Origin of the sequence: Laribacter hongkongensis DSM 14985 (genome assembly GCF_000423285.1) — a bacterium.
Lineage (GTDB): Bacteria > Pseudomonadota > Gammaproteobacteria > Burkholderiales > Aquaspirillaceae > Laribacter > Laribacter hongkongensis.
The window spans coordinates 15,287-37,883 of the sequence record NZ_AUHR01000002.1; the positions used below are offsets into that span (position 1 = coordinate 15,287).

Annotated in this window: 22 protein-coding genes; 12 read left to right on the plus strand and 10 right to left on the minus strand. The window is 65.4% G+C overall.

Annotation, left to right across the window (positions count from 1 at the left end):
- Position 1 precedes the first annotated feature (1 nt).
- A complete protein-coding gene (locus G542_RS0101605; RefSeq protein ID WP_027823198.1) occupies positions 2-1,597 on the plus strand; it encodes a GMC family oxidoreductase in 1,596 nt (531 codons plus the stop codon).
- A gap of 57 nt (positions 1,598-1,654) precedes the next feature.
- Here the strand turns inward: G542_RS0101605 and G542_RS18360 are convergent, their stop codons facing one another.
- Complete coding sequence (locus G542_RS18360; RefSeq protein WP_012697770.1) at positions 1,655-1,819, minus strand: hypothetical protein; 165 nt, start codon at positions 1,817-1,819, stop codon at positions 1,655-1,657.
- 124 nt (positions 1,820-1,943) lie between these two features.
- Positions 1,944-3,101 (minus strand): pyridoxal phosphate-dependent aminotransferase, encoded by a 1,158-nt coding sequence (locus tag G542_RS0101615; protein WP_027823199.1) that lies wholly within the window; start codon positions 3,099-3,101, stop codon positions 1,944-1,946.
- 165 nt (positions 3,102-3,266) lie between these two features.
- On the opposite strand from G542_RS0101615, the gene mobB reads away from it, so the two are divergent.
- From mobB to G542_RS15610, 3 genes are all read left to right on the plus strand, one after another.
- Positions 3,267-3,764: a molybdopterin-guanine dinucleotide biosynthesis protein B gene (gene mobB / locus G542_RS0101620; protein WP_027823200.1), complete on the plus strand. Its 498-nt coding sequence runs from the start codon at positions 3,267-3,269 to the stop codon at positions 3,762-3,764.
- Positions 3,761-4,984: a molybdopterin molybdotransferase MoeA gene (locus G542_RS0101625; RefSeq protein WP_081666706.1), complete on the plus strand. Its 1,224-nt coding sequence runs from the start codon at positions 3,761-3,763 to the stop codon at positions 4,982-4,984. The genes mobB and G542_RS0101625 overlap by 4 nt, the downstream gene beginning before the upstream one ends.
- 160 nt (positions 4,985-5,144) lie before the next feature.
- Complete coding sequence (locus G542_RS15610) at positions 5,145-6,869, plus strand: cation:proton antiporter domain-containing protein (protein WP_012697766.1); 1,725 nt, start codon at positions 5,145-5,147, stop codon at positions 6,867-6,869.
- Positions 6,870-7,276: 407 nt separating this feature from the next.
- Here the strand turns inward: G542_RS15610 and yaaA are convergent, their stop codons facing one another.
- The 8 genes from yaaA to G542_RS15620 all read right to left on the minus strand — a co-directional run bounded on the left by yaaA (position 7,277) and on the right by G542_RS15620 (position 14,110).
- Positions 7,277-8,053 carry a peroxide stress protein YaaA gene (gene yaaA / locus G542_RS0101635; RefSeq protein WP_027823202.1) on the minus strand — a complete coding sequence of 259 codons (777 nt, stop codon included), beginning with the start codon at positions 8,051-8,053 and terminating at the stop codon, positions 7,277-7,279.
- A gap of 47 nt (positions 8,054-8,100) precedes the next feature.
- On the minus strand, positions 8,101-8,757 hold the full coding sequence (locus G542_RS0101640) for an MOSC domain-containing protein (RefSeq protein ID WP_027823203.1): 657 nt from the start codon (positions 8,755-8,757) through the stop codon (positions 8,101-8,103).
- A 36-nt stretch (positions 8,758-8,793) separates the two neighbouring features.
- On the minus strand, positions 8,794-10,011 hold the full coding sequence (locus G542_RS0101645) for a multifunctional CCA addition/repair protein (protein ID WP_027823204.1): 1,218 nt from the start codon (positions 10,009-10,011) through the stop codon (positions 8,794-8,796).
- Between the two features lie 26 nt (positions 10,012-10,037).
- Complete coding sequence (locus G542_RS0101650) at positions 10,038-10,742, minus strand: MarC family protein (protein ID WP_012697762.1); 705 nt, start codon at positions 10,740-10,742, stop codon at positions 10,038-10,040.
- Positions 10,743-10,859: 117 nt separating this feature from the next.
- Positions 10,860-11,162: a chorismate mutase gene (locus G542_RS0101655; protein WP_027823205.1), complete on the minus strand. Its 303-nt coding sequence runs from the start codon at positions 11,160-11,162 to the stop codon at positions 10,860-10,862.
- Between the two features lie 74 nt (positions 11,163-11,236).
- Positions 11,237-12,478, minus strand: a complete 1,242-nt coding sequence (locus G542_RS0101660; protein WP_155826578.1) for a spore maturation protein — start codon at positions 12,476-12,478, stop codon at positions 11,237-11,239.
- A 200-nt stretch (positions 12,479-12,678) separates the two neighbouring features.
- Entirely contained in the window at positions 12,679-12,897 is a 219-nt protein-coding gene (locus G542_RS0101665; RefSeq protein ID WP_027823207.1) for a tautomerase family protein, read from the minus strand.
- A 43-nt stretch (positions 12,898-12,940) separates the two neighbouring features.
- Complete coding sequence (locus tag G542_RS15620; RefSeq protein ID WP_051189852.1) at positions 12,941-14,110, minus strand: YbfB/YjiJ family MFS transporter; 1,170 nt, start codon at positions 14,108-14,110, stop codon at positions 12,941-12,943.
- A gap of 103 nt (positions 14,111-14,213) precedes the next feature.
- On the opposite strand from G542_RS15620, the gene G542_RS0101675 reads away from it, so the two are divergent.
- The 8 genes from G542_RS0101675 (at position 14,214) to lpxA (ending at position 22,595) form a co-directional block, all read left to right on the plus strand.
- A complete protein-coding gene (locus G542_RS0101675) occupies positions 14,214-15,086 on the plus strand; it encodes a LysR family transcriptional regulator (RefSeq protein WP_012697756.1) in 873 nt (290 codons plus the stop codon).
- Between the two features lie 38 nt (positions 15,087-15,124).
- Positions 15,125-16,069, plus strand: coding sequence for an alpha/beta fold hydrolase (locus G542_RS0101680; RefSeq protein WP_162142318.1), 945 nt, complete (start codon positions 15,125-15,127; stop codon positions 16,067-16,069).
- A gap of 2 nt (positions 16,070-16,071) precedes the next feature.
- Positions 16,072-17,415, plus strand: coding sequence for an RIP metalloprotease RseP (rseP, locus tag G542_RS0101685; RefSeq protein ID WP_034984833.1), 1,344 nt, complete (start codon positions 16,072-16,074; stop codon positions 17,413-17,415).
- A gap of 10 nt (positions 17,416-17,425) precedes the next feature.
- On the plus strand, positions 17,426-19,729 hold the full coding sequence (gene bamA / locus G542_RS0101690; protein WP_012697753.1) for an outer membrane protein assembly factor BamA: 2,304 nt from the start codon (positions 17,426-17,428) through the stop codon (positions 19,727-19,729).
- A 17-nt stretch (positions 19,730-19,746) separates the two neighbouring features.
- The gene (locus G542_RS0101695) at positions 19,747-20,232 is read left to right on the plus strand and encodes an OmpH/Skp family outer membrane protein (RefSeq protein ID WP_012697752.1); all 486 of its coding nucleotides are present in this window, start codon (positions 19,747-19,749) and stop codon (positions 20,230-20,232) included.
- Positions 20,233-20,323: 91 nt separating this feature from the next.
- Positions 20,324-21,364 carry a UDP-3-O-(3-hydroxymyristoyl)glucosamine N-acyltransferase gene (gene lpxD, locus G542_RS0101700; RefSeq protein WP_027823210.1) on the plus strand — a complete coding sequence of 347 codons (1,041 nt, stop codon included), beginning with the start codon at positions 20,324-20,326 and terminating at the stop codon, positions 21,362-21,364.
- A complete protein-coding gene (gene fabZ / locus G542_RS0101705) occupies positions 21,361-21,819 on the plus strand; it encodes a 3-hydroxyacyl-ACP dehydratase FabZ (RefSeq protein ID WP_012697750.1) in 459 nt (152 codons plus the stop codon). The genes lpxD and fabZ overlap by 4 nt, the downstream gene beginning before the upstream one ends.
- A 2-nt stretch (positions 21,820-21,821) precedes the next feature.
- Positions 21,822-22,595: an acyl-ACP--UDP-N-acetylglucosamine O-acyltransferase gene (gene lpxA, locus G542_RS0101710; RefSeq protein WP_027823211.1), complete on the plus strand. Its 774-nt coding sequence runs from the start codon at positions 21,822-21,824 to the stop codon at positions 22,593-22,595.
- Positions 22,596-22,597 lie beyond the last annotated feature (2 nt).

The following is a 22,597-nucleotide window of genomic DNA, read 5'->3' on the forward strand; positions in this document are numbered from 1 at the left end:
GATGATTGCAGATCCGGTACGTGAAGGGCTGGCCCGTGGCTGGCGGGTGACGGATGCCGCGCGCTTGCAGGAGGATGCCGTCTGGCGTGCTGACGTGGTGATTGCCGGCAGCGGGGCGGGCGGGGCGATTGCCGCCCATGTCCTGAGTTCGGCCGGGCTGGAGGTGATCGTGCTGGAAGAGGGCGGGCTGTATTCGTCGTCCGATTTCACCCTGCGCGAAGCCGAGGCGTATCCGGCGCTGTACCAGGATGCCGCCGCGCGCCAGACCCGCGATCACGCCATCACCATCCTGCAAGGGCGGGCGGTGGGCGGTTCGACGCTGGTGAACTGGACGACCTCGTTCCGCACGCCCGAAACCACACTGGCCTACTGGCATGACCGGCTCGGGCTGCCGCTGGACCCGGCCGGCATGGTGCCGTGGTTCGAGCGGGCCGAGGCGCTGGTGGGGGTCAGCGACTGGCTGGCCGACCCCAATCCCAACAATGCCGTGCTGGCCCGTGGCTGTGAGGCACTGGGCATCCCGCATGCACGCATCCGCCGCAACGTGCGGGGCTGCTGGAACCTTGGTTATTGCGGCATGGGCTGTCCGACCAATGCCAAGCAGTCGATGTTGCTGACCGCTTTGCCGGCGGCGCTGGAGCGCGGTGCGCGCCTGGTGCACCGGGCCCGGGTGGAGGCCGTGGAATGGCAAGGGCGGCGCGCCAGTGGCGTGCGGGTGGCAGCCCTCGGCCCGGATGGCGTGACGCCCACCGGCCGTACCTTGCACATCCGGGCCGACCAGGTGGTGCTGGCCGGTGGTGCCATCAATACGCCGGCACTTTTGCTCAAGAGCCGGGTGCCGGATGCCGGTGGCCGCATCGGGCGTGCTACCTGCCTGCATCCGACCCTGGTATCCGGTGCCGTGTTTGCCACACCGGTGCGACCGTTCGAGGGCGCACCCCAAAGCGTTTATTCGGATCACTTCCTGCATCTTGATCCGGTCGACGGCCGGCCGGGCTTCAAGCTGGAAGCTCCGCCGGTTCATCCCCTGCTGGCTGCCGTGACCCTGACCGGTTTCGGCGACCGCCATGCCGGGCTGATGGCGGACCTGCCCAGGCTCAACGTCCTGATTGCCCTTGTTCGGGACGGGTTTCATCCGGATCTGGCTGGCGGCACGGTCAGCGTCAAGGCCGGCCGGCCGCAGCTGGACTACCCACTGACGCCGGTATTCTGGCAGGCCGCCCGGCGGGCCTTGCTGGCGATGGCTGACATCCAGTTTGCTGCGGGTGCCCGGCAGGTGTTGCCGCTGGACGAACGGCTGGCGCCGCTGGAGAGCATGACAGCATGCCGCAAGGCGCTGGACGGCCTGGATTTGCGGGCTCTCAGTACCCGGGTGGTGAGCGCGCACGTCATGGGCGGATGCGCCATGGGCACCGGACCGCGGCAGGGGGCGGTGAATCCGGACGGGCGGCTGTGGGGGCTGGATAACGTGACGGTGTGCGACGGCTCGCTGTTTCCGACCAGCATCGGGGCCAATCCGCAGGTCAGCGTGTACGCCCAGGCATGGCGGGTGGCTGACGGGCTGGCGCGTTCGCTGGGAAAAACACCGTCGGTGTAGGACAGGGTTGCAGACAAAAACAAGCCGGCTGAGGAAGGCCGGCGGGGTGGATGGGGGTCAGCGTTCGCTGTGTCGGACTTCGCCGATCCGGAACGGCTGGCTGGCCGTTTGCCGCGGCCGGCGGTTGCTGGCATCGACCCGGCGGAACTCGCGCTCCAGCGAGGTGCGCGGACGGTGGTTGATGCTGGCGTACAGGTCCAGGATCTTCATTGCGTTGTTCATGTGGTGTTCCTCGCAGAGATTGTTCGTTGTTGTGATTGACGCTCTGGGCGTATCAAACAGTCTAGAACATGCCAGCCGGAGGTGACAGTTTGATCAACGCAACATGACAAGTCCGTGACATCCCCTAGGTTCGCAGCACGCCGGCGATGCGTCCGGCGGCTTCCGCCAGTCGCCGGCAGTCGGTGGTGTAGGCAATCCGCACGTACCGTTCCGGCTCATGACTGCCGAAGTCGCGTCCCGGCGTAATGGCGACATGCGCCTGCGCCAGCAGGCGTTCACAGAAGGCAAAACTGTCGTCGGTCAGCGCCGATACGTCGGCGTACAGATAGAAAGCGCCGTCCGGTTCGGTGGCAAAGGCAAAGCCCAGCGGGGCCAGCAAGGACATCAGCGTGTCGCGCCGGCGCCGGAATTCAGCCCGCCGCTGTTCCAGCACGGTCAGGGTCTCCGGCCGGAATGCCGCCAGTGCGGCGTACTGTGCCAGCGTGGGGGGCGCCAGAAAGACGTTCTGGGCCAGGCGCTCCACCGCTTCGGCCAGTGCCGGCGGCATCACCAGCCAGCCCAGCCGCCAGCCGGTCATCTGGAAGTATTTGGAGAAGCTGTTGATCACCACGATGTCGTCCCCCAACGCCAGGGCCGTGGGGGCATCCACACCGTAGGTCAGGCCGTGGTAAATCTCGTCCACGATCAGCGTGCCGCCATGCCGGCGGACGGCCTCATGCAGCTCGGCCAGGGCCGGCGGCGTGATCAGGGTGCCGGTCGGGTTGGAGGGCGAAGCGATCATGGCGGCAACCGTGTCCGCCCGCCAGTGCGCGTCGACATGCTGCGCCGACAGCTGGTAACGGGTGCCGGCATCCACGGCAATGCCGACCGGCTCGGCGCCCGTCAGGCTGACCAGATGCCGGTTGCACGGATAGGTCGGGTCGGGCAACAACACCGAGCGGCCGGATTCGCACAGGGCAGACAGGGCCAGCAGCAGTGCTCCGCTGGCTCCGGGCGTGACGGCGATGCGGGAGGCCTCCACCGTCACGCCGTAATGGCTGGCATACCAGCCGGCGATGGCCTCGCGCAATTCCGGCAGGCCCAGGGCCGGCGTGTAAAAAGTGCGCTGTGCGGCCATGGCAGCGGCAGCGGCCTGCTGGACAGGTTCCGGAGTGGGAAAGTCCGGTTCGCCGATTTCAAGATGGATGACGTCATGACCGGCCGCTTCGAGGGCGCGGGCCCGCTCAAGGATGGCCATGACATGAAACGGGGCAATATGGTCCAGACGACGGGAAAGTTGCATGGAATTCACCTGGCTGGCGGAAAACGGACCCGGCAAGCGGCCAGGCAACGGATCGAGCCTAATGGGATCGACCCCTTGACGCAACCGGCAGGCTGCTGCATTCGCAGGTTGCCGCCCGGACGGGTTTTGGCCGAGAATCGTCAAGGCTTCTGCAAGGAACTTAACGTGAACGTCATAGGTTTTGCCGGCTACTCCGGCAGTGGCAAGACCACGCTGCTGGAGCGCGTGGTCAGCCGATTGACCGCACGCGGGATCAGGGTGGCCGTGATCAAGCACACGCACCACGATGCCGATTTCGACACGCCCGGCCGTGACAGCTGGCGGCACCGTGAAGCCGGTGCGGCAGCCGTCATGCTGGTGACACCCCGGCAGCGCATGCTGATCGAACAGGTGCCGGAGGCCAACGACGCACCGCTCTCGGGCCATCTGGCCCGGCTGGCTCCGTGTGACCTGGTGATCGTTGAAGGATTCAAGCACGAAGCCATCGACAAGATCGAAGTCGTCAATTCGGCGCTCGACCGGCCGCGGCTGGCACCGGACGACGCGCGGGTAGTGGCCGTGGTGGCCGACCAGCCAGCCGGTCTGGCAGACGCTTTGCCCCGTTTTCATCGCGATGACGTCGACAGCGTCGTCGCCTTTCTCTGCGAAAGGTATCTCTCTTGACTACTCCTGCCCTGCTTCCGTTCGACGATGCCCGCACCTGGTTGCTTGACCGGGCCCGCCGGCTGACCGAAACCGAGGTGCTGCCGCTGGTGCGTGCCCGCGGGCGGATACTGGCGCGTGACGTGGTGTCGCGTCTGGCCGTGCCGCCGCAGGACAACAGCGCCATGGACGGCTTTGCCCTGCGGGTCGCCGACTGGGCCGAGGGCAAGACGCTGCCCGTCAGCCAGCGCGTACCGGCCGGCACCCAGCCGCAACCGCTGCAACCGGGTACCGCCGCCCGCATTTTCACCGGGGCCCCGGTTCCCGCCGGTGCCGACTGCGTGGTGATGCAGGAGCAGTGCCGGCAGGAGGGCGATTGCGTGCTGGTGGCCAGCGCCCCCAGGGCCGGACAGAACATCCGCCGCGCCGGCGAGGACATTGCCGCCGGCACGGTGGTGGTGGCAGCCGGCAGCCGGCTCAAGCCGGCCGACATCGGGCTGATCGCTTCGGTCGGCCAGCCGGAAGTCGAAGTGCTGCGCCCGCTGCGCGTGGCGGTGTTCTTTACCGGCGACGAGCTGACCGAACCGGGCGAAACCCTGTTCCCCGGCCGTATCTACAACTCCAACCGATACTGGCTGCGCGGCATCCTGACGCAGATGGGCTGCGAAGTCCGCGATCTGGCCACCATCCCCGACAGCCTCGCCGCCACCCGTCTGGCGCTGGCAGATGCTGCCGGGTCGGCCGACGTGGTGATGACCTGCGGCGGGGTGTCGGTCGGGGAAGAAGACCATGTCAAAACCGCCGTCGAACGCGAAGGCCGGCTGGATTTGTGGCGGCTGGCGATCAAGCCGGGCAAGCCGTTTGCCTTCGGGGCCATTGGCGAGGCCGATTTCATCGGGCTGCCGGGCAACCCGGTTTCCGGATTCGTGACGCTGGCGACGCTGGTGGCGCCGTTCCTGCGTGAGCGCATGGGGCTGGACGGCCGGGCACCGATGCTGTCCGTGCAGCTGCCGGCCCGCTTTGACTGGCAGCAGCCGGACAGCAAGCGTACCGAATTCCTGCGCGCCCGCCTGAGCCATGAAGAAGGGCGGTTTGCCGTCGAAATCTATCCGCAGCAGGGGTCCGGCGTGCTGACCTCCTGCGCGTGGGCCGACGGTCTGGTCCGGCTGGCTCCCGGACAGTCCGTGAAAGCCGGAGATCCGGTCGACTACCTGCCGCTGTCGAACCTGATCAGTGGCTGAACCGTGATGGTTGCACCGGTACAAACCTCCCCGCAGCGGGAGGTTTTTTATCGGTGCAATCCACGAAAGACTGGTACTTTTAACCTGGTGTTAAGTGAAAAAAGTCACTTTGTGGCAGGTAAAACGCTTTTGACAAGCTACTTTCTTCTCTTGGACATGCATGGAACATAACTTTCCCCTGATTTCGACGATTGCGGCCGGCTTTGGCCTGGCTCTGGTATTCGGCTTTCTGGCTGAACGGTTCCGTATACCGGCGCTGGTGGGATACCTGTTTGCCGGCATCGTGATTGCACCGACCACACCGGGGTTTGTCGGTGACGTGCATCTGGCCGCGCAATTGTCCGAAATCGGCGTCATGTTGCTGATGTTCGGGGTCGGGTTGCACTTTTCGCTGGACGACCTGCTGTCCGTCAAGCGCATTGCCATCCCCGGGGCCGTGGTGCAGATGGGCGTGGCCACCGTGCTGGGAGCCCTGCTGGCCAGCTGGTGGGGCTGGAGCCTGGGCGCGGCACTGGTGTTTGGCGTATCGCTCTCGTGTGCCAGTACCGTGGTGTTGCTGAAGGCGCTGGAGGCGCGCGGCATTCTGGCGTCCATGAACGGGCGCATTGCCGTGGGCTGGCTGGTGATGGAAGACCTAGCCACGGTGCTGGTGCTGGTGCTGCTGCCGCCCTTGGCCGGCCTGCTGGGCGGCGGCGAGGCGGCGGCTCCGGGCGGCTCGCTGTGGTGGACCATCGGCAAGACCCTGTTGCAGGTGTCGCTGTTCATCGGGCTGATGCTGCTGGTGGGGCGGCGCATCCTGCCGTGGCTGATCTGGCAGGTGGCCCGCACCGGCTCGCGCGAGCTGTTCACCCTGTCGGTGATTACCGCCGCCATCGGTATCGCCTACGGGGCGGCCGAACTATTTGGCGTGTCGTTTGCGCTGGGGGCATTCTTTGCCGGCATGGTGCTGCGCGAATCCCGCCTGAGCCACCGGGCTGCCAGCGAGTCACTGCCTTTGCGCGATGCCTTTGCCGTGCTGTTCTTCGTGGCTGTCGGCATGCTGTTCGAGCCTTCCATCCTGATCAAGATGCCGCTGCACGTGCTGGGCGTGGTGGCCATCATCATCCTGTGCAAGTCGCTGGCCGCTGCCGTGCTGGTGGTGGCGTTCCGCTATCCCTTGCGTACGGCGCTGACCATTTCGGCCAGCCTCGCGCAGATCGGCGAGTTTTCCTTCATCTTGGCGGGGCTGGGGCTCAGCCTCGGCCTGCTGCCGCCGGAAGGGCAAAGCCTGATCGTGGCCGGTGCCCTGATCTCGATTGCCCTCAATCCGGTGGTGTTTGCATCGGTGCCGCCGCTGAGCCGCTGGCTGCTGGCCCGCTCGGCGCTGGCGCGGCGGCTGGACGCGCGCCCTGACCCGTATGCCGAGCTGCCGCACGATACCGAGCACCATTACCTGCAAGGGCAGGTGGTACTGGTGGGCTACGGCCGCATTGGCGAGGCGCTGGCAGCCAGCATGCTGGCGCGGCAGATTCCGTTCGTGGTGGTCGAGCAGAACCGCGAGCGGGTGGACCGGCTGCGCGAGCGCGGCATCAAGGCGGTTTGCGGAGATGCTGCCGAGCCGGACGTGCTGGTGCAGGCGCACATCATGCATGCCGCCATGCTGGTGGTTGCCAGCGACAATCCGGCCGCAGTGCCGGCGATGGTGGATACGGCGCTGACGCTGAATCCGGACATCGACCTGCTGTTGCAGGCCGCCAGTGAGGCCGACTGGCAAGAGCTGCAACAGCAGTGCAATGCGACGGTGATCTTTGGTGAAGACACCCTGACCCAGGCCATGCAGACGCATGTAGAGGCTTTTTTTGCCCGGCGCGAAACGCATGAAGATGCTGTCGCCAGCCCGCAATAAGGAAACGGCTCCGGGCATTGCGGCCAGACACAAGAGGCGGCTGGTGCCGCGAAGGCCCGGATGACCGCTTTGCCGGCTCATGCAGAAAGCCGGCCCAAGGTGTTGGGCCGGCTTCTGCTCCAGCTTCGCGCATGCAGCAGGACGCTGCTGCGGCCGGTGCTGCATGTCCCGGGAGACCGGTCTGTCAGGCAATCCTGCTTTTGACCCTGTGCCATGTCTGGTTCGCCCGGGGTTTTCCGGACGATGCGGGTGCGTGGCGGATCATGGCCCCGGCTGTGGCCACTCCTGCTTGTTTGCCGGTCAGTATCTGTCGTGCAGAACGGGTGGCCACCTTGGATGGCCGGAGCGGCCCCGGGGCCGGTTGGCCTCAGCCATCTGGCGCAACGGGCCGTCAGGTTCCGGGTGGCTCAGTGGTCGCGCAGGAACACCAGCGTCGTGCCGTTGCTGGCAGCCGGGTTGAAGCGGTAGCCCTCGACATCAAAGGCACGCAGGTCGTCCGGTGATTCGATGCGCTGCTCGGCCATCCAGCGCACCATCAGGCCGCGGGCCCGCTTGGCCCAGAAGCTCACGATCTTGTAGGGACCGCCGGCCTTGCTGTCGCGGAAGACCGGTGTCCATACCGTGGCGGCCAGCTGCGCGGGTTTGACCGACCGGAAATATTCGTCGCTGGCAAGGTTGACCAGCACCTGGCTGCCGTCCTGTTGCAGGCGGGCATTCAGCTCGGTGGTGATGCGCTCTCCCCAGAAAGCGTACAGGTCCTTGCCGCGCGGGTTGGCCAGCCTGGTTCCCATTTCCAGCCGGTAGGGCAGCATCAGGTCCAGCGGACGCAGCAGTCCGTAGAGGCCGGAGAGGATGTTCAGGCGCGGTTGCAGCCAGTCAAGGCCGGTCCGGTCCAGCGAGGCGGCGTCCAGTCCTTCGTAGACGTCGCCGTTGAAGGCAAAGACAGCCTGCCGTGCCTGCGGTGCACTGTAGTTGGCGTGCCATTCGGCGAAGCGGGCCACGTTGAGGGCGGCAATCTTGTCGCTGACCTGCATCAGCCCAGCGATATCCTGCGGTGCCATCTGGCGCAGGATGTCGGCCAGCCGGGCTGATTCGTCCAGCATCGGCGGACGGGTGGCCGGCAGGCCGGACGGCAGGGGAGATTCAAAATCAAGGGATTTGGCAGGAGAAACCACCATCAGCATACGGGACAGGCTCCGGGCAAGGATTGGGGAAAGGGACGTTGTCTGATTCAGCCGGCCTGCTGTTCAAGCCAGTCGGCACGCTTGTGCAGCTTGTCCTGCCACGATTGCGTCAGGGCCGGAACGGCTGCGGCCCGCAATCTGGCCGGTTCGGGACGGTGCTCGGCCATCAGGGCCATCAGTTGCAACAGGGTCGGCCAGTCGGCGTGCACGGTTTCATGGCAGACCGGGCTGTCGGCACGGATGACGGCCGGATGCAGCACGCGGCAGTACCAGCCGGTCAGGTACTGGCGGGCAATGTGTTCGGCCACGCCTTTTTCGCCGGTACGGCTGTCGATTTTCCAGCACGGGCTGCGCGGCTGGCTGACTTCCAGCACGGCATCGCCGATGACCAGGCGGTCACCCAGCCGCAGCCGGTCTTCGCACAGCCCGGCCAGCGACACGTTTTCACCCAGAAAGCCGCTGCCCAGCACGGCAGCAGCGGCCGGAAACGCCTGGGCCAGCACCGCGTAATGTTCGACCGGATAGAGGTGGACGGCCTTGTCCACGCCACCGTGCACGGTCAGGTCTGCCTGCTGGTCTTCCTGCGGGCCGGTTGCGGTCAGCGTCAGCCGGTCCACCGGGTGCTTGACGATGGAGGACAGGCGGCTGCCACCGCCCAAAGGTGCCGGCTGGCCGGCGAACAGGCCCAGGATGTACGGGGTCATGAAGTGTGATCCGGTGCGGGTGAAAACGGGGTTGGGCTAGGATATCTGCCGTTTGGCGGCTTCGATGGCGCACAGGCGGGCGGCGTCAATCCGGTAGGGGATGGTGGACTTGTCCGGCGTTTGCCGGGCAATGTCGCCTGCGTTGACCGACTGCGCGGCATCAAGGTAGCGGCGGGCAATGGCAATCTGCGGATAGGCGTCCTGCTCGTGGCCGGGACGGCCGTGGGCATCGCAGCGGCAGACCGCCAGCAGGTCGTCAAACCGGGCCGGCCGGCGCAGGGCATCGCACTCGCGCAGCAGCCGCAGCACGGTGTCCGGACGCAGTTCGCGGATGCGGTGGATGTGCGAGTGAAAACGCACGGTCAGCAGCGCCAGGTCGCGGCATTCCGCCGGTACGCGCAGGCGCTCGCACAGGGCCCGGGTCGGCGCTTCGCCACGCCCTTCGTGTCCGCTGTGGCGCGGTAGCAGTTCGGCCGGTGTCAGGGCTTTGCCAAGGTCATGGCACAGGGCGGCAAAGCGCGCCGCCAGCCCCAGTCCGTCCCGGGCCGACTGGTCCAGCACCAGCATGGCATGCACGCCGGTATCCACTTCGGGGTGGTAGTCCGCACGCTGTGGCACGCCCCACAGGGCATCGACTTCGGGCAGGATGCGCGCCAGTGCACCGCAGTCGCGCAGGACGGTGAAAAAGCGCGATGGCTGTGCTTCCATCAGTCCCTTGGACAGTTCCTGCCAGACCCGTTCCGGCACCAGATGGTCCACTTCGCCGTCATCGACCATGAAACGCATCAGGTTTTGCGTGTCTTCGGCGACGGTGAAGCCGAAGCGGGCAGCAAAGCGGGCAATGCGCAGGATGCGTACCGGGTCTTCGACAAAGGCTTCGCCCACATGGCGCAGGATGCCGGCTGCCAGGTCCTGTCGGCCGTTGAACGGGTCGACCAGCTCACCGTTTTCGTCCTCGGCCATGGCGTTGATGGTGAGGTCGCGCCGGGCCAGATCGGCTTCCAGCGTCACGTCCGGCGCGGCATGAAACGAAAAGCCGTGATAGCCGCGCGCGGTCTTGCGCTCGGTGCGCGCCAGTGCGTATTCCTCGTGCGTGTCCGGATGCAGGAACACCGGAAAATCACGCCCGACCGGGCGAAAGCCCCGGCGGCGCATGGATTCCGGTGTTTCGCCTGTCACGACCCAGTCGCGGTCGCGCACCGGCAGGCCCAAAAGACGGTCACGCACCGCCCCGCCAACGATATAGGTCTTCATGCGGCTAGTGTAACCGAGCCGGCAGGTCACTTCATCCGGACCACGATGTCAAAGTGCGCGCTGGTGAATTGCAGGATGAGCTGGGTCAGCCCCTCCCAGAAGATCTGCACGCCCAGGCACATCAGGATGAAGGCCGACAGCCGCAGGAACACCATGGTGCCGTTGGGGCCGAGCAGCCTGAGCAGGCGGTCGGCGTAGCGGTAGCTCCAGTACAGCGAGTAGGCAATCAGGCTGACGGCGACAAAGCTGGCCAGCGGCAGCAGGGTGAAGCTTTCCAGTCCCTTGCCCTGCATGCTGGCGCCGACAGTGATCGCTACCGTGATCGAGCCGGGACCGACCGTGATCGGAAAGGTGATCGGGTAAAAGGCACGCTGGGACAGGGCGTTCTGGTCCAGCTGGTGGGGCTCGGCCTGTTCTTCGGGACTGGGGCCGTGCTTGTCGGCCAGCATTTCCCACGCAGCAATGGCGACCAGGATGCCGCCGCCCACCTGCACGAAGGGCAGGGTGATGTCGAAGATGCGCAGGACATAACTGCCGATGAACATGCTCGGCAGCAACAGCATGAAACTGTAGATCCCGACCTTGCGGGCGAGGATGGCGCGTTCTTCGGGCGTGTTGTGGACGGTCAGGGACAGAAAGAGGGGCGCGTGGCCGGGAGGATTCAGGATCGGGAACAGGGCGGCGATGACAAAGAGCACCTTGCTGGCAAAAAAGATCAGGGTGTCGGCCATGGTGTTACGGGTTTCCTTGTTGTTATCAAGTAAACACAGTAGCCCGCGCGCCGCATTGCCGCCACCGCCCGGCCCGGCAACGGCTGAAACCGGTAAAAATCCGGCGTGGTGCCGGAATTATCCGGTGGCCAGTGCCGGATATTCTGCCGTGTCGGCCGTGCCGAACGCCGCCAGCATGGCGAGGTAGACCCGCTCGGTCGTATCCGGATCGGCACCGACCGACAGGGACAGTGCCCGCGCCCGGCTGATGGCCGGAGCCAGCCGTTGCCGGTCGGCCAGTGCCGCCGGCTCCGTATTGAAGCGGCTGGTCTGCCGGACATAGGCACCGCGCTCCGCCAGCAGGGTGACGATCTGGCGGTCGATGGCGTCAAGGTGCCGGCACAGGTTGTCGAGCGATTGGCAGGCAGTGATGGCGGTCATGAAAATCTCCTCGCGGGGACGGTCCCTGGCCGTGGGTCATGTGCTGAGCATAGACGCTGTCCCGCCGCTTTGCCTCAGGCTGCCTGCCCGAAGAACAGGTAGGCCACCGCCACCGCCGCCACGAATCCCGCCAGATCGGCAAACAGGCCGCAGCCGGCGGCATAGCGGGTATGGCGGATGTTCACCGCGCCAAAGTACACCGCCAGCACGTAGAACGTGGTTTCGCTCGACCCTTGGATGATCGACACCAGCCGGCCGACAAAACTGTCGGCGCCGTGGGTCTGCATGGTGTCCAGCATCACCGCCCGCGCGCCGCTGCCCGACAGTGATTTCATGATGCCGTTGGGCAGGGCGTCGACCCAGCGGGCATCAAAGCCCCAGCCCGCCACCAGGCTGCGCAGGCCGCCGATCAGCAGTTCCAGTGCGCCGCTGGTGCGGAACAGCGCAATCGCCACCAGCATCGCCACCAGATAGGGAATGATGCCGACTGCTACCTGGAACCCTTCCTTGGCGCCTTCGATGAAGCTGTCGTACACATTGATGCCGCGCCGGATGGCTGCCAGCAGAAAACCGGCCACCACGGCCAGCAGCAGGCCGTTGCTCCAGAGCTGCGACTGCGCCTGCATTGCCTCCGGCGACAGGCCGGCAAACCACCACGCCAGCCCGCCCACCACGGCCGCCAGCCCGCCAAGATAGGCCAGCACCACCGGGTCCCAGATCCGCAGGCGCTGCATCGCCGCCACCAGCGCCACGCCCGACACGGTGGCGATGTAGCTGGCGAGGATCAGCGGGATGAACACGTCCGAAGGATCGGCCGCACCCATCTGCGCCCGGTAGGCCATGATGGTGACGGGAAACAGCGTCACCGCTGCCGTGTTGATGACCAGAAACAGGATCTGCGCGTCAGTGGCGGTGTCCGGCTCGGGATTGAGCGTCTGCAACTCGCGCATGGCCTTGAGCCCCAGCGGCGTGGCGGCGTTGTCCAGCCCCAGCATGTTGGCGGCGATGTTCATGGTCATGCTGCCCAGCGCCGGATGGCCGGCCGGCACACCGGGAAACAGGCGGCGGAACAGCGGGGCCAGCCCGCGCGCCATCAGGTTGATCAGGCCGGCGCGCTCGCCCACTTTCATGATGCCGAGCCACAGCGTCATCACCCCGGTCAGGCCCAGCGCGATTTCAAACGCGGTTTTCGAGGTGTCGAACAGTGATTTGACCATCTGGGCCGGCAGGTCGGTGGCCCCGAACAGCACGACCTGCAACAGCGTGGTGAAGATCGCGACCAGAATGAATCCGGCCCAGATGACGTTCAGCAACATGGCAGTGCGACCAGCAATGAAAGCCCTGCATGATAGGGATACCGTTCGTCGCTGACCATGCCGGGAATCCGGAGCGGTCCCTCATGCTGTTTTCCGCTTCCGCTTCCGCTTCCGCTTCCGCTTCCGCTTCCGCTTCCGCTTCCGCTTCCGCTTCCGCTTCCGCTTCCGCTTCCGCTTCCGCTTCCGCTTCCGCTTCCGCTTCAGGCTTGTGATGTCTGGCTCTGCCTTGCGCGGATCTGCGTGACCGGCTCGCCGCCGATGCCCCAGTTGTCCGTCTCGACCTCGTCGATGATCACGAAGGTGGTTGCCCGGTTCTTGCCCAGCACCGTGGTGACCAGATCGGTCACGCCTTCGATCAGCCGGGCTTTCTGTTCTTGCGTGGCACCTTCGCGGGTCAGGCGGATGTTGATGAATGGCATGGTGTTCTTTCTTTCGGGTCAGGTGGTCAGGAGGGTGAAAAGGCTAGCGCGACCGGATGGCTGCCCGGCCAAAGAGTGCCGGCAAGCGGTAGCCGGTAGCGGCAGGGATGAACAGCAGTGCAGGCAGCAAGGCCAGTGCGGCCACCAGGCTTGGCAGGGCAAAGCTGCCGCTGGTCTGGCGCAGTACGCCCGCCAGCAGCGGCCCCAATAACTGGCCGACGCCATAGGCCGCAGTGACGGCGGCTACCGGTTGCCAGCCCACCCGTACCGGCAGCCGGCTGGCCAGCGGCAGGACCAGGGCCGGCGTACCGGCAAATCCCAGTCCGAGACAGGCTGCTGCCAGAACCAGCAGGGCCGGCCCGGAGGCGAAGGCGGGCAGAGCGGTGGCCGTGACCTGCAAGGCAAGGTTCAGTGCCAGTGCCGGTGCATCGCCCAGCCGGCGGGCCAGTCCGGCCCACAGGAGCGGCGCGGGCATGGCGGCCGCACCAGCCACCAGCCACAGCAGGCCGGTGTCTGCATCAGGCCCCAGCGTGTCGCGGGCCAGAGTGGGCAGGTAGGTGGCGACGATGATGTAGCCCAGTCCGGCAAGGCCGTACAGCGCAGTCAGGGCGCCCAGGCTGGTGTCCGGGCGAGGCGATGCTGTCGCGGCGGGCCGGACGGCAGGACGTGCGCGCCGGGGCGGCTGCCAGACCAGACCGGCCAGCAGGGCGGCAAGGGTTGTGGCCAGCCAGCCGCTGTGAAGGCTGTCGGGCCACAGATGGGTCAGTCCGCCGGCGGCAACCATGCCGCAGCCGATGCCGGCATAGATCAGGCCGCGGGTCCGGGTACCGGCCCGTGGCAGCAGGAGGGCAGCAAGGCAGACCATGACCATGGCGCTGGCGATGCCCGATACGCCGCGGGCCAGTACCCAGAGCCAGACCGGCAACGGACAGGCCAGCAGTGCCAGTCCGGCCACGTTGAGTACCAGTCCGGTCCGCAGTCCGGCCATGAGCTGCCGGGGGCCGTGCAAGGCACGCCGCGCCAGCCACAGGCTGCCTGCGAGGTAGCCAAGATAGTTGGCAAAAGCCAGCCCTGAGGCATCCGGCAGGCTGATCCGCCCCTCGGCCAGCATCAGCGGTAACTGGGGTGTGTAGAAAAAGCGCCCGAGCCCCATGGCGGCAGCCAGGGTCAGCAGCCCGTACGGGCCGGCAGGCAGGCGGAACCGTCCTGGCATGAATTGCTCCTTCTGGTGACTGGTACAGGGTCACTTTAGGCGTGATGCATTTTCAATAAAAACGATTTAAATTGATTGAATCGATCTCCAGGAGTGATGAGTCATGGACCTTGCCAGCCTGCGGCTGTTCCGCATCGTGGCCGAGACCGGCAGTGTCACGGCCGCCGCCGGGCAGCTGTGCTGCGTGCAGTCCAACGTGTCAGCCCGCCTGCGGCAGCTGGAAGACGATCTGGGTATTGAGCTGTTCCGCCGCGACCGGCGGCGGCTGTTCATCACGCCGGCGGGCGAAATCCTGCTGGGCTACGCCCGCCGGCTGCAAAGCCTGGCAGACGAAGCCCGCGCGGCGGTGCGCGGCGACGAGCCGGGCGGCACATTGCGGCTGGGATCGATGGAAACCACGGCGGCCATCCGCCTGCCGCAGGTCTTGCCGGCCTTTCACCGGCGCCATCCGGCCGTGCAGCTGGTGCTCGACACACTGCCGACCCGCCAGGCCGTCAGTGCCGTGCTGGAATACCGGCTGGATGCGGCATTTGTCTGCGGGCCGGTGACCGAGCCCGGGCTGGAGGGCTGTCCGGTCTGGTGCGAGGCTCCGTGCCTGATTGCCGAGGCCGGCCTGTCGCTGGCCGAGGCGACCGTGGCACCGGTGCTGCTGACCTTTGGTGCTGGCTGTGCCTACCGCGACCGGCTGGAGGACTGGTGCCGTGTCCGCGGCATCGTGCCGGCAACCGTGCTGGAGTTCCGGTCGTTCCAGGCCATCCTGGGCTGCGTGGCGGCCGGCATGGGCATCGCCTTGTTGCCGCGTTCGGTACTGGATGATCCGGCCAGTGCCCACCTGGGGCTGGCGGTGCATGATCTGCCGGCAGAAGCTGCACCGATGCAGACCTGGCTGGTCTGGCGGCGTGGCTGGCAATCGCCGGCCTTGCGGGCGCTGTGTGCCAGCCTGCCCGCAGATGGTGCGGCCAGTGCGGCATGCTAGACTGCGCGCCGTTTGAACCACGCAGATTCCGCCCCTCTATGAGCGTTTCACGAATCTGGCGCCTTGTGCTGGCCAGCTGGCTGGTCCTGATGCTGGCCGCCTGTTCCCCCACCCGCCTGCATGCCCTGTGGGGTGCGACCGAAGCACGCTGGCACGGCTTCGAGCCGGCCGAACTGGCCTTGCCGGATGGCCGGCTGGCCTACCGCGAGGGGGGTAGCGGGCCGGCCGTGCTGCTGATCCACGGCTTTGGTGCCAATGGTCTGGCAAGCTGGAAAGCACCGATGCTGGACCTGGTCCGCGATCACCGCGTGCTGGTGCCGGACCTGCTCTGGTTCGGTGATTCGGTGTCGGGCCGCACGCCTTCGCTGGACGCGCAGGCCGATGCCTTGCAGGCCCTGCTGGCCGCCCGGGGCATCCGGCAGGTCGAGCTGGTGGGCATCTCCTATGGCGGATTTGTGGCCGTCGAGCTGGCGCGGCGCCTGCCGCAGGTGGTCAGCCGGCTGGTGATCGTCAATTCGCCCGGTCCGGTCTACACGCCGGCCGACTTGCAGGCCCTGCTGCAACGGGCAGATGCGGCTTCGCCGGCCGCCCTGTTTGTGCCGCAGGACACGGCCGGCATGCGCCGGCTGGTGCGGATGGTGTCGAGCAAGACCGACGATGTGCCGGACTGGATTCTGGACGACGTGCGTGAAACCTATCTGGCCGGGCGCGAGCCGGCGCTTTACCGCCTGATGGACGACCTGCTGGTCAACATGGACGGCTATCTTCCCCGCTATACCGGAATGAGCTGGCCGGATACGCGGCTGGTGTGGAGCGAGGGCGATCGCGTCTTTCCGCTGGCGATCGGCGAGCGGCTGGCGCAACGGCTGGGGGTGCCGCTGATCAGGGTACCGGCTGCCGGGCACAACCTGCCGGTGGACCGGCCGGAACAGGCCGTGACCGCCCTGCGCAAGGCGCTGGGCGACAATCTGCAAGGATCTTGACCATGGTGACGACCGTATTGGCTTTTCTGCTCGCCCTGGGGGTGCTGGTCACGTTTCACGAGTTCGGCCATTACTGGGTGGCGCGCCGCATGGGCGTCAAGGTGTTGCGCTTTTCCATCGGTTTTGGCCCGGCCATCGTCAAATGGCAGCGGGGCGAGACCGAGTGGGCCATTGCGCCGGTACCGCTGGGCGGTTATGTGCGCATGCTCGACAGCCGTGAGGGCGAGGTGGCGCCGACCGAGATGCACCGGGCGTTTGACCAGCAGACGGTGTGGCGGCGGGTGGCCATCGTGGCGGCCGGTCCGGTAGCCAACCTGCTGCTGGCAGTGGTGCTGGTGTGGGTGACGTTGCTGAACGGTACCGAAGGCTTGCGCCCTGGGGTGGGCAGCGTGGTGCCGGGCAGTCCGGCCGCCGTAGCCGGCCTGCGGGCGGGGCAGGAGGTGGAAAGCATCAACGGCCAGCCGGTGCACGACTGGCAGGAGTTGCGGCTGGCTCTGGTCGAAGCGCTGACCGACCGTGGCGAACCGCTGGTCATCAAGGTGAGTGACGGCGGCGTGACGCGTACCTTGCAGGTGCCGGCCGGCCGGATCGACGGTGGCAGCCTTGAGCGTGGCATGGCCGGGTTCGGGGTGTCGCCGGCGCGGCCGACGACGGAGGCGGGATTCGTGTTGCCCGGGAGTGCTGCCGAGCAGGCCGGCATCCAGGTCGGTGACCGGCTGGTGGCGCTGGACGGCATGGCGCTGGATGGCGACTGGGAAAAAATGGTGGCGGCCGTGCAGGCCAGCCAGGGCCGGCCGTTACAGGTGACATTGCAGCGCCGCGACGGCGGTCGCGAGTCAGTGACCCTGACGCCGCGGCAGGATGCAGCATCCGGTGAATGGAAGATCGGGCTGGCCTCACAGCCTGATCGCGACTGGATGCAATCTTTGCGCTATGTGCGTCATGTCGGGCCGGTTGATGCAATCGGGATGGCGGTGGCGCAGACGTGGCAGACCTCGGCGCTGACGCTGAAAATGATGGGACGCATGCTGACCGGGGCCGTTTCGCCCAGCAACATCAGCGGGCCGATCACCATGGCCGATTTCGCCGGCAAGAGCGCCCGGGCGGGCTGGGAATCGTTTGTCGATTACATGGCGCTGATCAGCATCAGTCTGGGCATCCTCAATCTCTTGCCCATCCCTCTGCTGGATGGCGGGCATTTGCTGTATTATGCGGCCGAAATCATTCGTGGCCGCCCCTTGTCCATGCAGGTGCAGGACATCGGTCGACGCATCGGGCTGGCAGCCTTGCTGCTCCTGATGTCATTTGCCCTTTTCAACGACATTACCCGTCTTTTTGCGGGATAACCGCCACTCTATGAAATTGACAAACCTTGCCGCGGCCATCATCGGCTTGGCCGCGCTGCCGTCCCTGGCAGCTACGCCCTTTGTGGTCCGTGATATCCGCGTCGAGGGCTTGCAGCGCACTGAACCCGGCACCGTGTTCAACTACCTGCCGCTCAAGGTTGGCGACACCTTCACCGACACCCGTGCGCAGGACGCCATCAAGGCGCTGTTTGCCACCGGGTTTTTCGACGACGTGCGCATCGAATCCGAAAGCGACGTGGTGATCGTGTCCGTGGACGAACGTCCCGTGGTGGCACAGCTCTCCATTACCGGTGCCAAGGAATTCGACAAGGACCAACTCAAGAAGGCGCTGAAGGAAAACGGCTTTGCAGAAAGCCGCATTTTCGACCAGGCGCTGCTGGACCAGGCGGTGCAGGAACTCAAGCGCCAGTACTTCACCAAAGGCAAGTACTCGGTGGAGATCAAGCCGACCGTCACCAAGCTTGACCGCAACCGCGTGGCCGTGGCGCTCGACATCAGCGAAGGCCCGGCTGCCCGCATCAAGCGTATCGACTTTGTCGGCAACCAGGCATTCAGCGCCGACGACCTGAGCGAGCAGATGCAGCTCGCCACGCCGGGCTGGTTCTCGTGGTTTACCAAGGACGACCAGTATTCGCGGCAGAAACTGACCGGTGACCTGGAAAAACTGCGGGCGTTCTACCTTAACCAGGGCTATTTCGAGTTCAACATCGATTCGACCCAGGTGTCGATCAGCCCGGACAAGGAAGACATGTTCATCACCGTGAACGTGTCCGAAGGCAAGAAGTACACCGTCAGCGACGTCCGGCTGGCCGGCGACATGATCGTGCCGGAAGCCGAGTTGCTGCCGCTCCTGGTGGTCAAGAAGGGCGACACGTTCACCCGTGACAAGATCACCGACAGCGTGACGGCCATCACCGACCGTCTGGGAGCCGAAGGCTACGCCTTTGCCAACATCAATGCCGTTCCGGAAGTGGACAAGGAAAAGGGCGAAGTCGGCTTTACCTTCTTTGTCGATCCGGGTCGCCGCACCTACGTGCGCAAGATCAACATCGTCGGCAATACCCGCACCCGTGACGAAGTGATCCGCCGCGAAATGCGCCAGATGGAAGCCGGCTGGTATGACGCAGCCAAGATCAAGCGCTCCAAGGAACGCCTTGACCTGCTGGGCTACTTTACCGACGTCAACGTCGAAACCCCGGCCGTGCCGGATACGGCCGACCAGGTGGATGTCAACTTCAAGGTGACCGAAAAACCGACCGGCAACGTAACGCTGGGTGCCGGTTACGCGCAGGATGAAGGCCTGATCCTGTCAGCCGGCATTTCGCAGTCGAACTTCTTCGGTTCGGGCAAGGCCGTGAGCGCGTCGTTCAATACTTCCAAGCTCAACCGCTACCTGAACCTGTCGTTCACCGATCCGTACTTCACCAATGATGGCGTGTCGATCGGCTACGACCTTTATACCCGCCGTTATTCGCCCAACAAGACCGACACGTACCAGTACCAGACCGATACCACCGGTGCTGCCGTGCGCTTCGGCTTCCCGATTACCGAATACGACACCATCAACACCAGCCTCGGGGTCGAGCAGGTCAAGGTCAAGACCTTCGCCGGCAGCCCGCAGCGCTACAAGGATTATGTCAACCAGTTCGGTGACAACAACCTCAACTACCTTGCCAAGGTGGGCTGGGGTCGTGATACCCGCGACAGCTTCCTGTGGCCGACCAAGGGCCGTGTCTCGCGCATCAACCTCGAAGTGGCGCTGCCGGGCAGTGACATCCAGTACGGGCGCATCGTGGCCAGCCAGCAGTTCTTCTGGCCGCTGTCCAAGACCTTTACCCTGGCCCTGAACGGTGAAATCGGTGCCGTGCAGTCGTATGGTTCCACCAGCTCGGTGCCGTTCTTCCAGAACTTCTACCTCGGTGGCATCGGCTCGGTCCGCGGCTTTGAAACCGGCTCGATCGGTCCGCGCGACGAACTCAACGATGCCTACGGTGCCACCCGTCGCGCCATCGTCAATGCCGAAGTGCTGTTCCCGTTCCCGGGCATGAAGGACGACAAGACTCTGCGCATGTCGGGCTTTGTTGACGCCGGTACCCTGTGGGGAGGAGATTACGCCACTGCCGCCGACGGCAAGCCGCTGTCGTGGCAGGACAACCTGCGTTACTCCACCGGTGTCGCCCTGTCGTGGCTGTCGCCGCTGGGACCGATGAAATTCAGTTTTGCCTACCCGCTCAAGAAGGAAGAGGGTGACCAGATCCAGCGCTTCCAGTTCACGCTGGGAACAGTGTTCTGAGGCAAGGAGAGCAGATCATGAGGGCATTGAGCGTATTTGCGCTGGCGATTCCCTTGATGGTGGCATTGCCAGCCATGGCCGACGTCAAACTCGGCTACATCAATACCGAGCGCATCTATCGTGAGGCCGCACCCGCCGTAGCCGCCCAGAAACGGCTCGAGGCCGAGTTTGCTCCGCAGGAAGACGCACTCAAGCAGATGGCCGAGCGGGCCCGCAAGGTCAAGCAGGCCCTCGATGGCGGCAAGCTGGGAGAGGCCGAGCGCCGGCAGCGGGAAAAAGAGCTGGTGCAGATCGAGCGTGATTTCCAGGCCCGCAACCGCGAGCTGCGCGACAGCTTTACCGTACGCCGCAACGAGGAGTTTGCCTCGGTGCTGGAGCGTGCCAATGCGGTGGTGCTCGACATTGCCAAGCAGGACGGTTATGACCTGATCGTCCAGGAAGCGGTCTACATCAACCCGAAGTACGACCTGACCGACCGCATCATCAAGGCGCTTGACCGCTAGACAAGCGCGTGTTCAATCCGTGCGGCCTGAGGGTCATCGGCTCCATCCGGGCCATGACCGGCAGGCCGCCCGTTTTTGTGTGGACTCTGCCATGAATGGCCTGACTCTCGGTGACATTGTTGACCGGCTCGGTGGCGAGCTGTGCGGCGAAGGCTCGCTGCTGATCGAGCGGGTGGCTGCACTCGAAACAGCCGGCGAGGGCGACATCGCTTTCGTTACGGCAAAACATGCCGCCGCCGGCCATGCCAGCAGTGCCAGCGCCCTGATCGTTCCGGTCGCGCTGGCCGGGCAGTTTGCCGCCACCCACATCGCCTGCCGTGATCCGCAGCTGTATTTCGCCCGGGTGGCCACCCTGTTCCATCCCTTGCCGACGGCCCGGCCGGGCATTCATCCCTCTGCCGTTGTCTCGCCGAGTGCCAGCCTGGCACCCGGGGTCGAGGTCGGCCCGCACGTCGTGATCGGTGATCATGCCGTGATCGGCGAAGGGGTGATCCTGTCTGCCGGCAGCTTTGTCGGTGAAGGCGCCCGCATCGGCTCGGCTACCATCCTTTATGCCCGCGCCGTGGTCGAGCATCATTGCGTGGTCGGAGAGCACTGCATCCTGCATCCGGGATGCGTGATCGGAGCCGACGGCTTTGGCAATGCCTTTGCCGGCGATCACTGGGAAAAAATCCCGCAGATCGGGCGTGTCATCATCGGCAACAGCGTCGAGATCGGTGCCAATACCACGGTTGACCGGGGAGCGCTGGCCGATACGGTCATTGAGGACGGCGTCCGGCTCGACAACCTGATCCACATTGCCCACAACTGCCACATCGGCAGGCATACGGCCATGGCGGCCTGCGTCGGCGTGGCCGGCAGCACCCGCATGGGAGCCTATTGCCTCGTCGGCGGGGCGGGCATGGTTTCCGGTCACCTCGACATCGGTGACCGAGTGCAGATTTCCGGCGGGACACTGGTGGCCAAGTCCATCAGGAAGCCCGGGGTCTATACCGCTGTCTATCCGCTGGCCGAGCACAAGGAGTGGCTGACCAATGCCGCCCGCGTGCGCCAGCTCGACGGCCTGTTCTCGCGCGTGAAAGAGCTCGAGCGGGAACTTGATGAACTGAAAAATTCGGAGAAGTGCAAATGAGCGAAGTGTCCAACGTGATCGATATCCGCGGCATCATGAAAATGCTGCCGCACCGCTACCCCTTCCTGCTGGTGGACCGGGTGCTGGAAATCGAAGAGGGCAAGCGGATCAAGGCCATCAAGAACGTCACGGCCAACGAACAGTTTTTTGTCGGGCACTTTGAGCAGTATCCGGTCATGCCGGGCGTGCTGATCATCGAGGCACTGGCGCAGGCCGCCGGCATCCTGGCGATCAAGACCCACGACGGCGAAGTGCGCCAGGAAAACGCGCTCTACTTCTTCGTCGGCATCGACAATGCCCGCTTCAAGCGCCAGGTGATTCCGGGTGACACGCTGGTGTTCGAGGTGGAAATGCTCCGGGTTTCCCGCGGCATCGGCAAGTTTGCCGCCAAGGCCTTCGTCGATGGCGAACTGGCCTGCGAGGCTGACCTGATGTGCGCCCGCCGGGAGATCTGAAGATGGCGATTCATCCCACTGCTGTCATCGATCCCAAGGCCGAACTCGACAGTTCGGTCGAGGTGGGCGCCTATGCCGTTGTCGGCCCGGACGTCCGTATCGGGGCCGGCAGCAAGATCGGTCACCATGTGGTGGTCGAAGGGCTGACCACCATTGGCGAACAGAACACTTTTTTCCCGTTCTGCTCGGTGGGACAGGCGCCGCAGGACAAAAAATATGCAGGCGAGCCGACCCGGCTCGAAATCGGCAACGGCAACACCTTCCGTGAATGCGTCACCCTCAACACCGGTACCGTGCAGGATGTCGGCGTCACCCGTCTGGGCGACGACAACTGGGTGATGGCCTATGCCCACGTGGCGCACGACTGCCAGGTCGGCAGCCACTGCATCCTGGCCAACAACGCCACGCTGGCCGGGCATGTCACGCTGGGTGACTACGTGATCTTGGGCGGCCTGACGGCCGTGCACCAGTTCTGCACCATCGGAGCCCACGCCATGGTGGCCGGTGGCTCGATCATCGTGCAGGACGTTCCGCCCTACGTGATGGCTGCCGGCAATCATGCCAGCCCGGTCGGCATCAACAGCGAAGGGCTCAAGCGCCGTGGCTACACGCCGGAGGCCATCCGCGCCATCCGCACCGCCTACAAGCAGCTTTACCGTCAGGGCCTGTCGCTGGACGAGGCCAAGGTTGCCATTGCCGAGGCTTCGGCCGGTGTGCCGGAGCTTGGCCTTTTCAACGCCTTCTTTGCCCGATCCGCCCGCGGCATCATCCGCTAGAC

Bases quoted from the DNA above. Each gene is read 5' to 3' on its own strand.
- G542_RS0101605 (WP_027823198.1), top strand. From the start codon at position 2: ATGATTGCAGATCCGGTACGTGAAGGGCTGGCCCGTGGCTGGCGGGTG.
- G542_RS18360 (WP_012697770.1), bottom strand. From the start codon at position 1,819: ATGAACAACGCAATGAAGATCCTGGACCTGTACGCCAGCATCAACCAC.
- G542_RS0101615 (WP_027823199.1), bottom strand. From the start codon at position 3,101: ATGCAACTTTCCCGTCGTCTGGACCATATTGCCCCGTTTCATGTCATG.
- G542_RS15610 (WP_012697766.1), top strand. From the start codon at position 5,145: ATGGAACATAACTTTCCCCTGATTTCGACGATTGCGGCCGGCTTTGGC.
- yaaA (WP_027823202.1), bottom strand. From the start codon at position 8,053: ATGCTGATGGTGGTTTCTCCTGCCAAATCCCTTGATTTTGAATCTCCC.
- G542_RS0101640 (WP_027823203.1), bottom strand. From the start codon at position 8,757: ATGACCCCGTACATCCTGGGCCTGTTCGCCGGCCAGCCGGCACCTTTG.
- G542_RS0101645 (WP_027823204.1), bottom strand. From the start codon at position 10,011: ATGAAGACCTATATCGTTGGCGGGGCGGTGCGTGACCGTCTTTTGGGC.
- G542_RS0101650 (WP_012697762.1), bottom strand. From the start codon at position 10,742: ATGGCCGACACCCTGATCTTTTTTGCCAGCAAGGTGCTCTTTGTCATC.
- G542_RS0101655 (WP_027823205.1), bottom strand. From the start codon at position 11,162: ATGACCGCCATCACTGCCTGCCAATCGCTCGACAACCTGTGCCGGCAC.
- G542_RS0101660 (WP_155826578.1), bottom strand. From the start codon at position 12,478: ATGTTGCTGAACGTCATCTGGGCCGGATTCATTCTGGTCGCGATCTTC.
- G542_RS0101665 (WP_027823207.1), bottom strand. From the start codon at position 12,897: ATGCCATTCATCAACATCCGCCTGACCCGCGAAGGTGCCACGCAAGAA.
- G542_RS15620 (WP_051189852.1), bottom strand. From the start codon at position 14,110: ATGCCAGGACGGTTCCGCCTGCCTGCCGGCCCGTACGGGCTGCTGACC.
- G542_RS0101675 (WP_012697756.1), top strand. From the start codon at position 14,214: ATGGACCTTGCCAGCCTGCGGCTGTTCCGCATCGTGGCCGAGACCGGC.
- G542_RS0101680 (WP_162142318.1), top strand. From the start codon at position 15,125: ATGAGCGTTTCACGAATCTGGCGCCTTGTGCTGGCCAGCTGGCTGGTC.
- rseP (WP_034984833.1), top strand. From the start codon at position 16,072: ATGGTGACGACCGTATTGGCTTTTCTGCTCGCCCTGGGGGTGCTGGTC.
- bamA (WP_012697753.1), top strand. From the start codon at position 17,426: ATGAAATTGACAAACCTTGCCGCGGCCATCATCGGCTTGGCCGCGCTG.
- G542_RS0101695 (WP_012697752.1), top strand. From the start codon at position 19,747: ATGAGGGCATTGAGCGTATTTGCGCTGGCGATTCCCTTGATGGTGGCA.
- lpxD (WP_027823210.1), top strand. From the start codon at position 20,324: ATGAATGGCCTGACTCTCGGTGACATTGTTGACCGGCTCGGTGGCGAG.
- fabZ (WP_012697750.1), top strand. From the start codon at position 21,361: ATGAGCGAAGTGTCCAACGTGATCGATATCCGCGGCATCATGAAAATG.
- lpxA (WP_027823211.1), top strand. From the start codon at position 21,822: ATGGCGATTCATCCCACTGCTGTCATCGATCCCAAGGCCGAACTCGAC.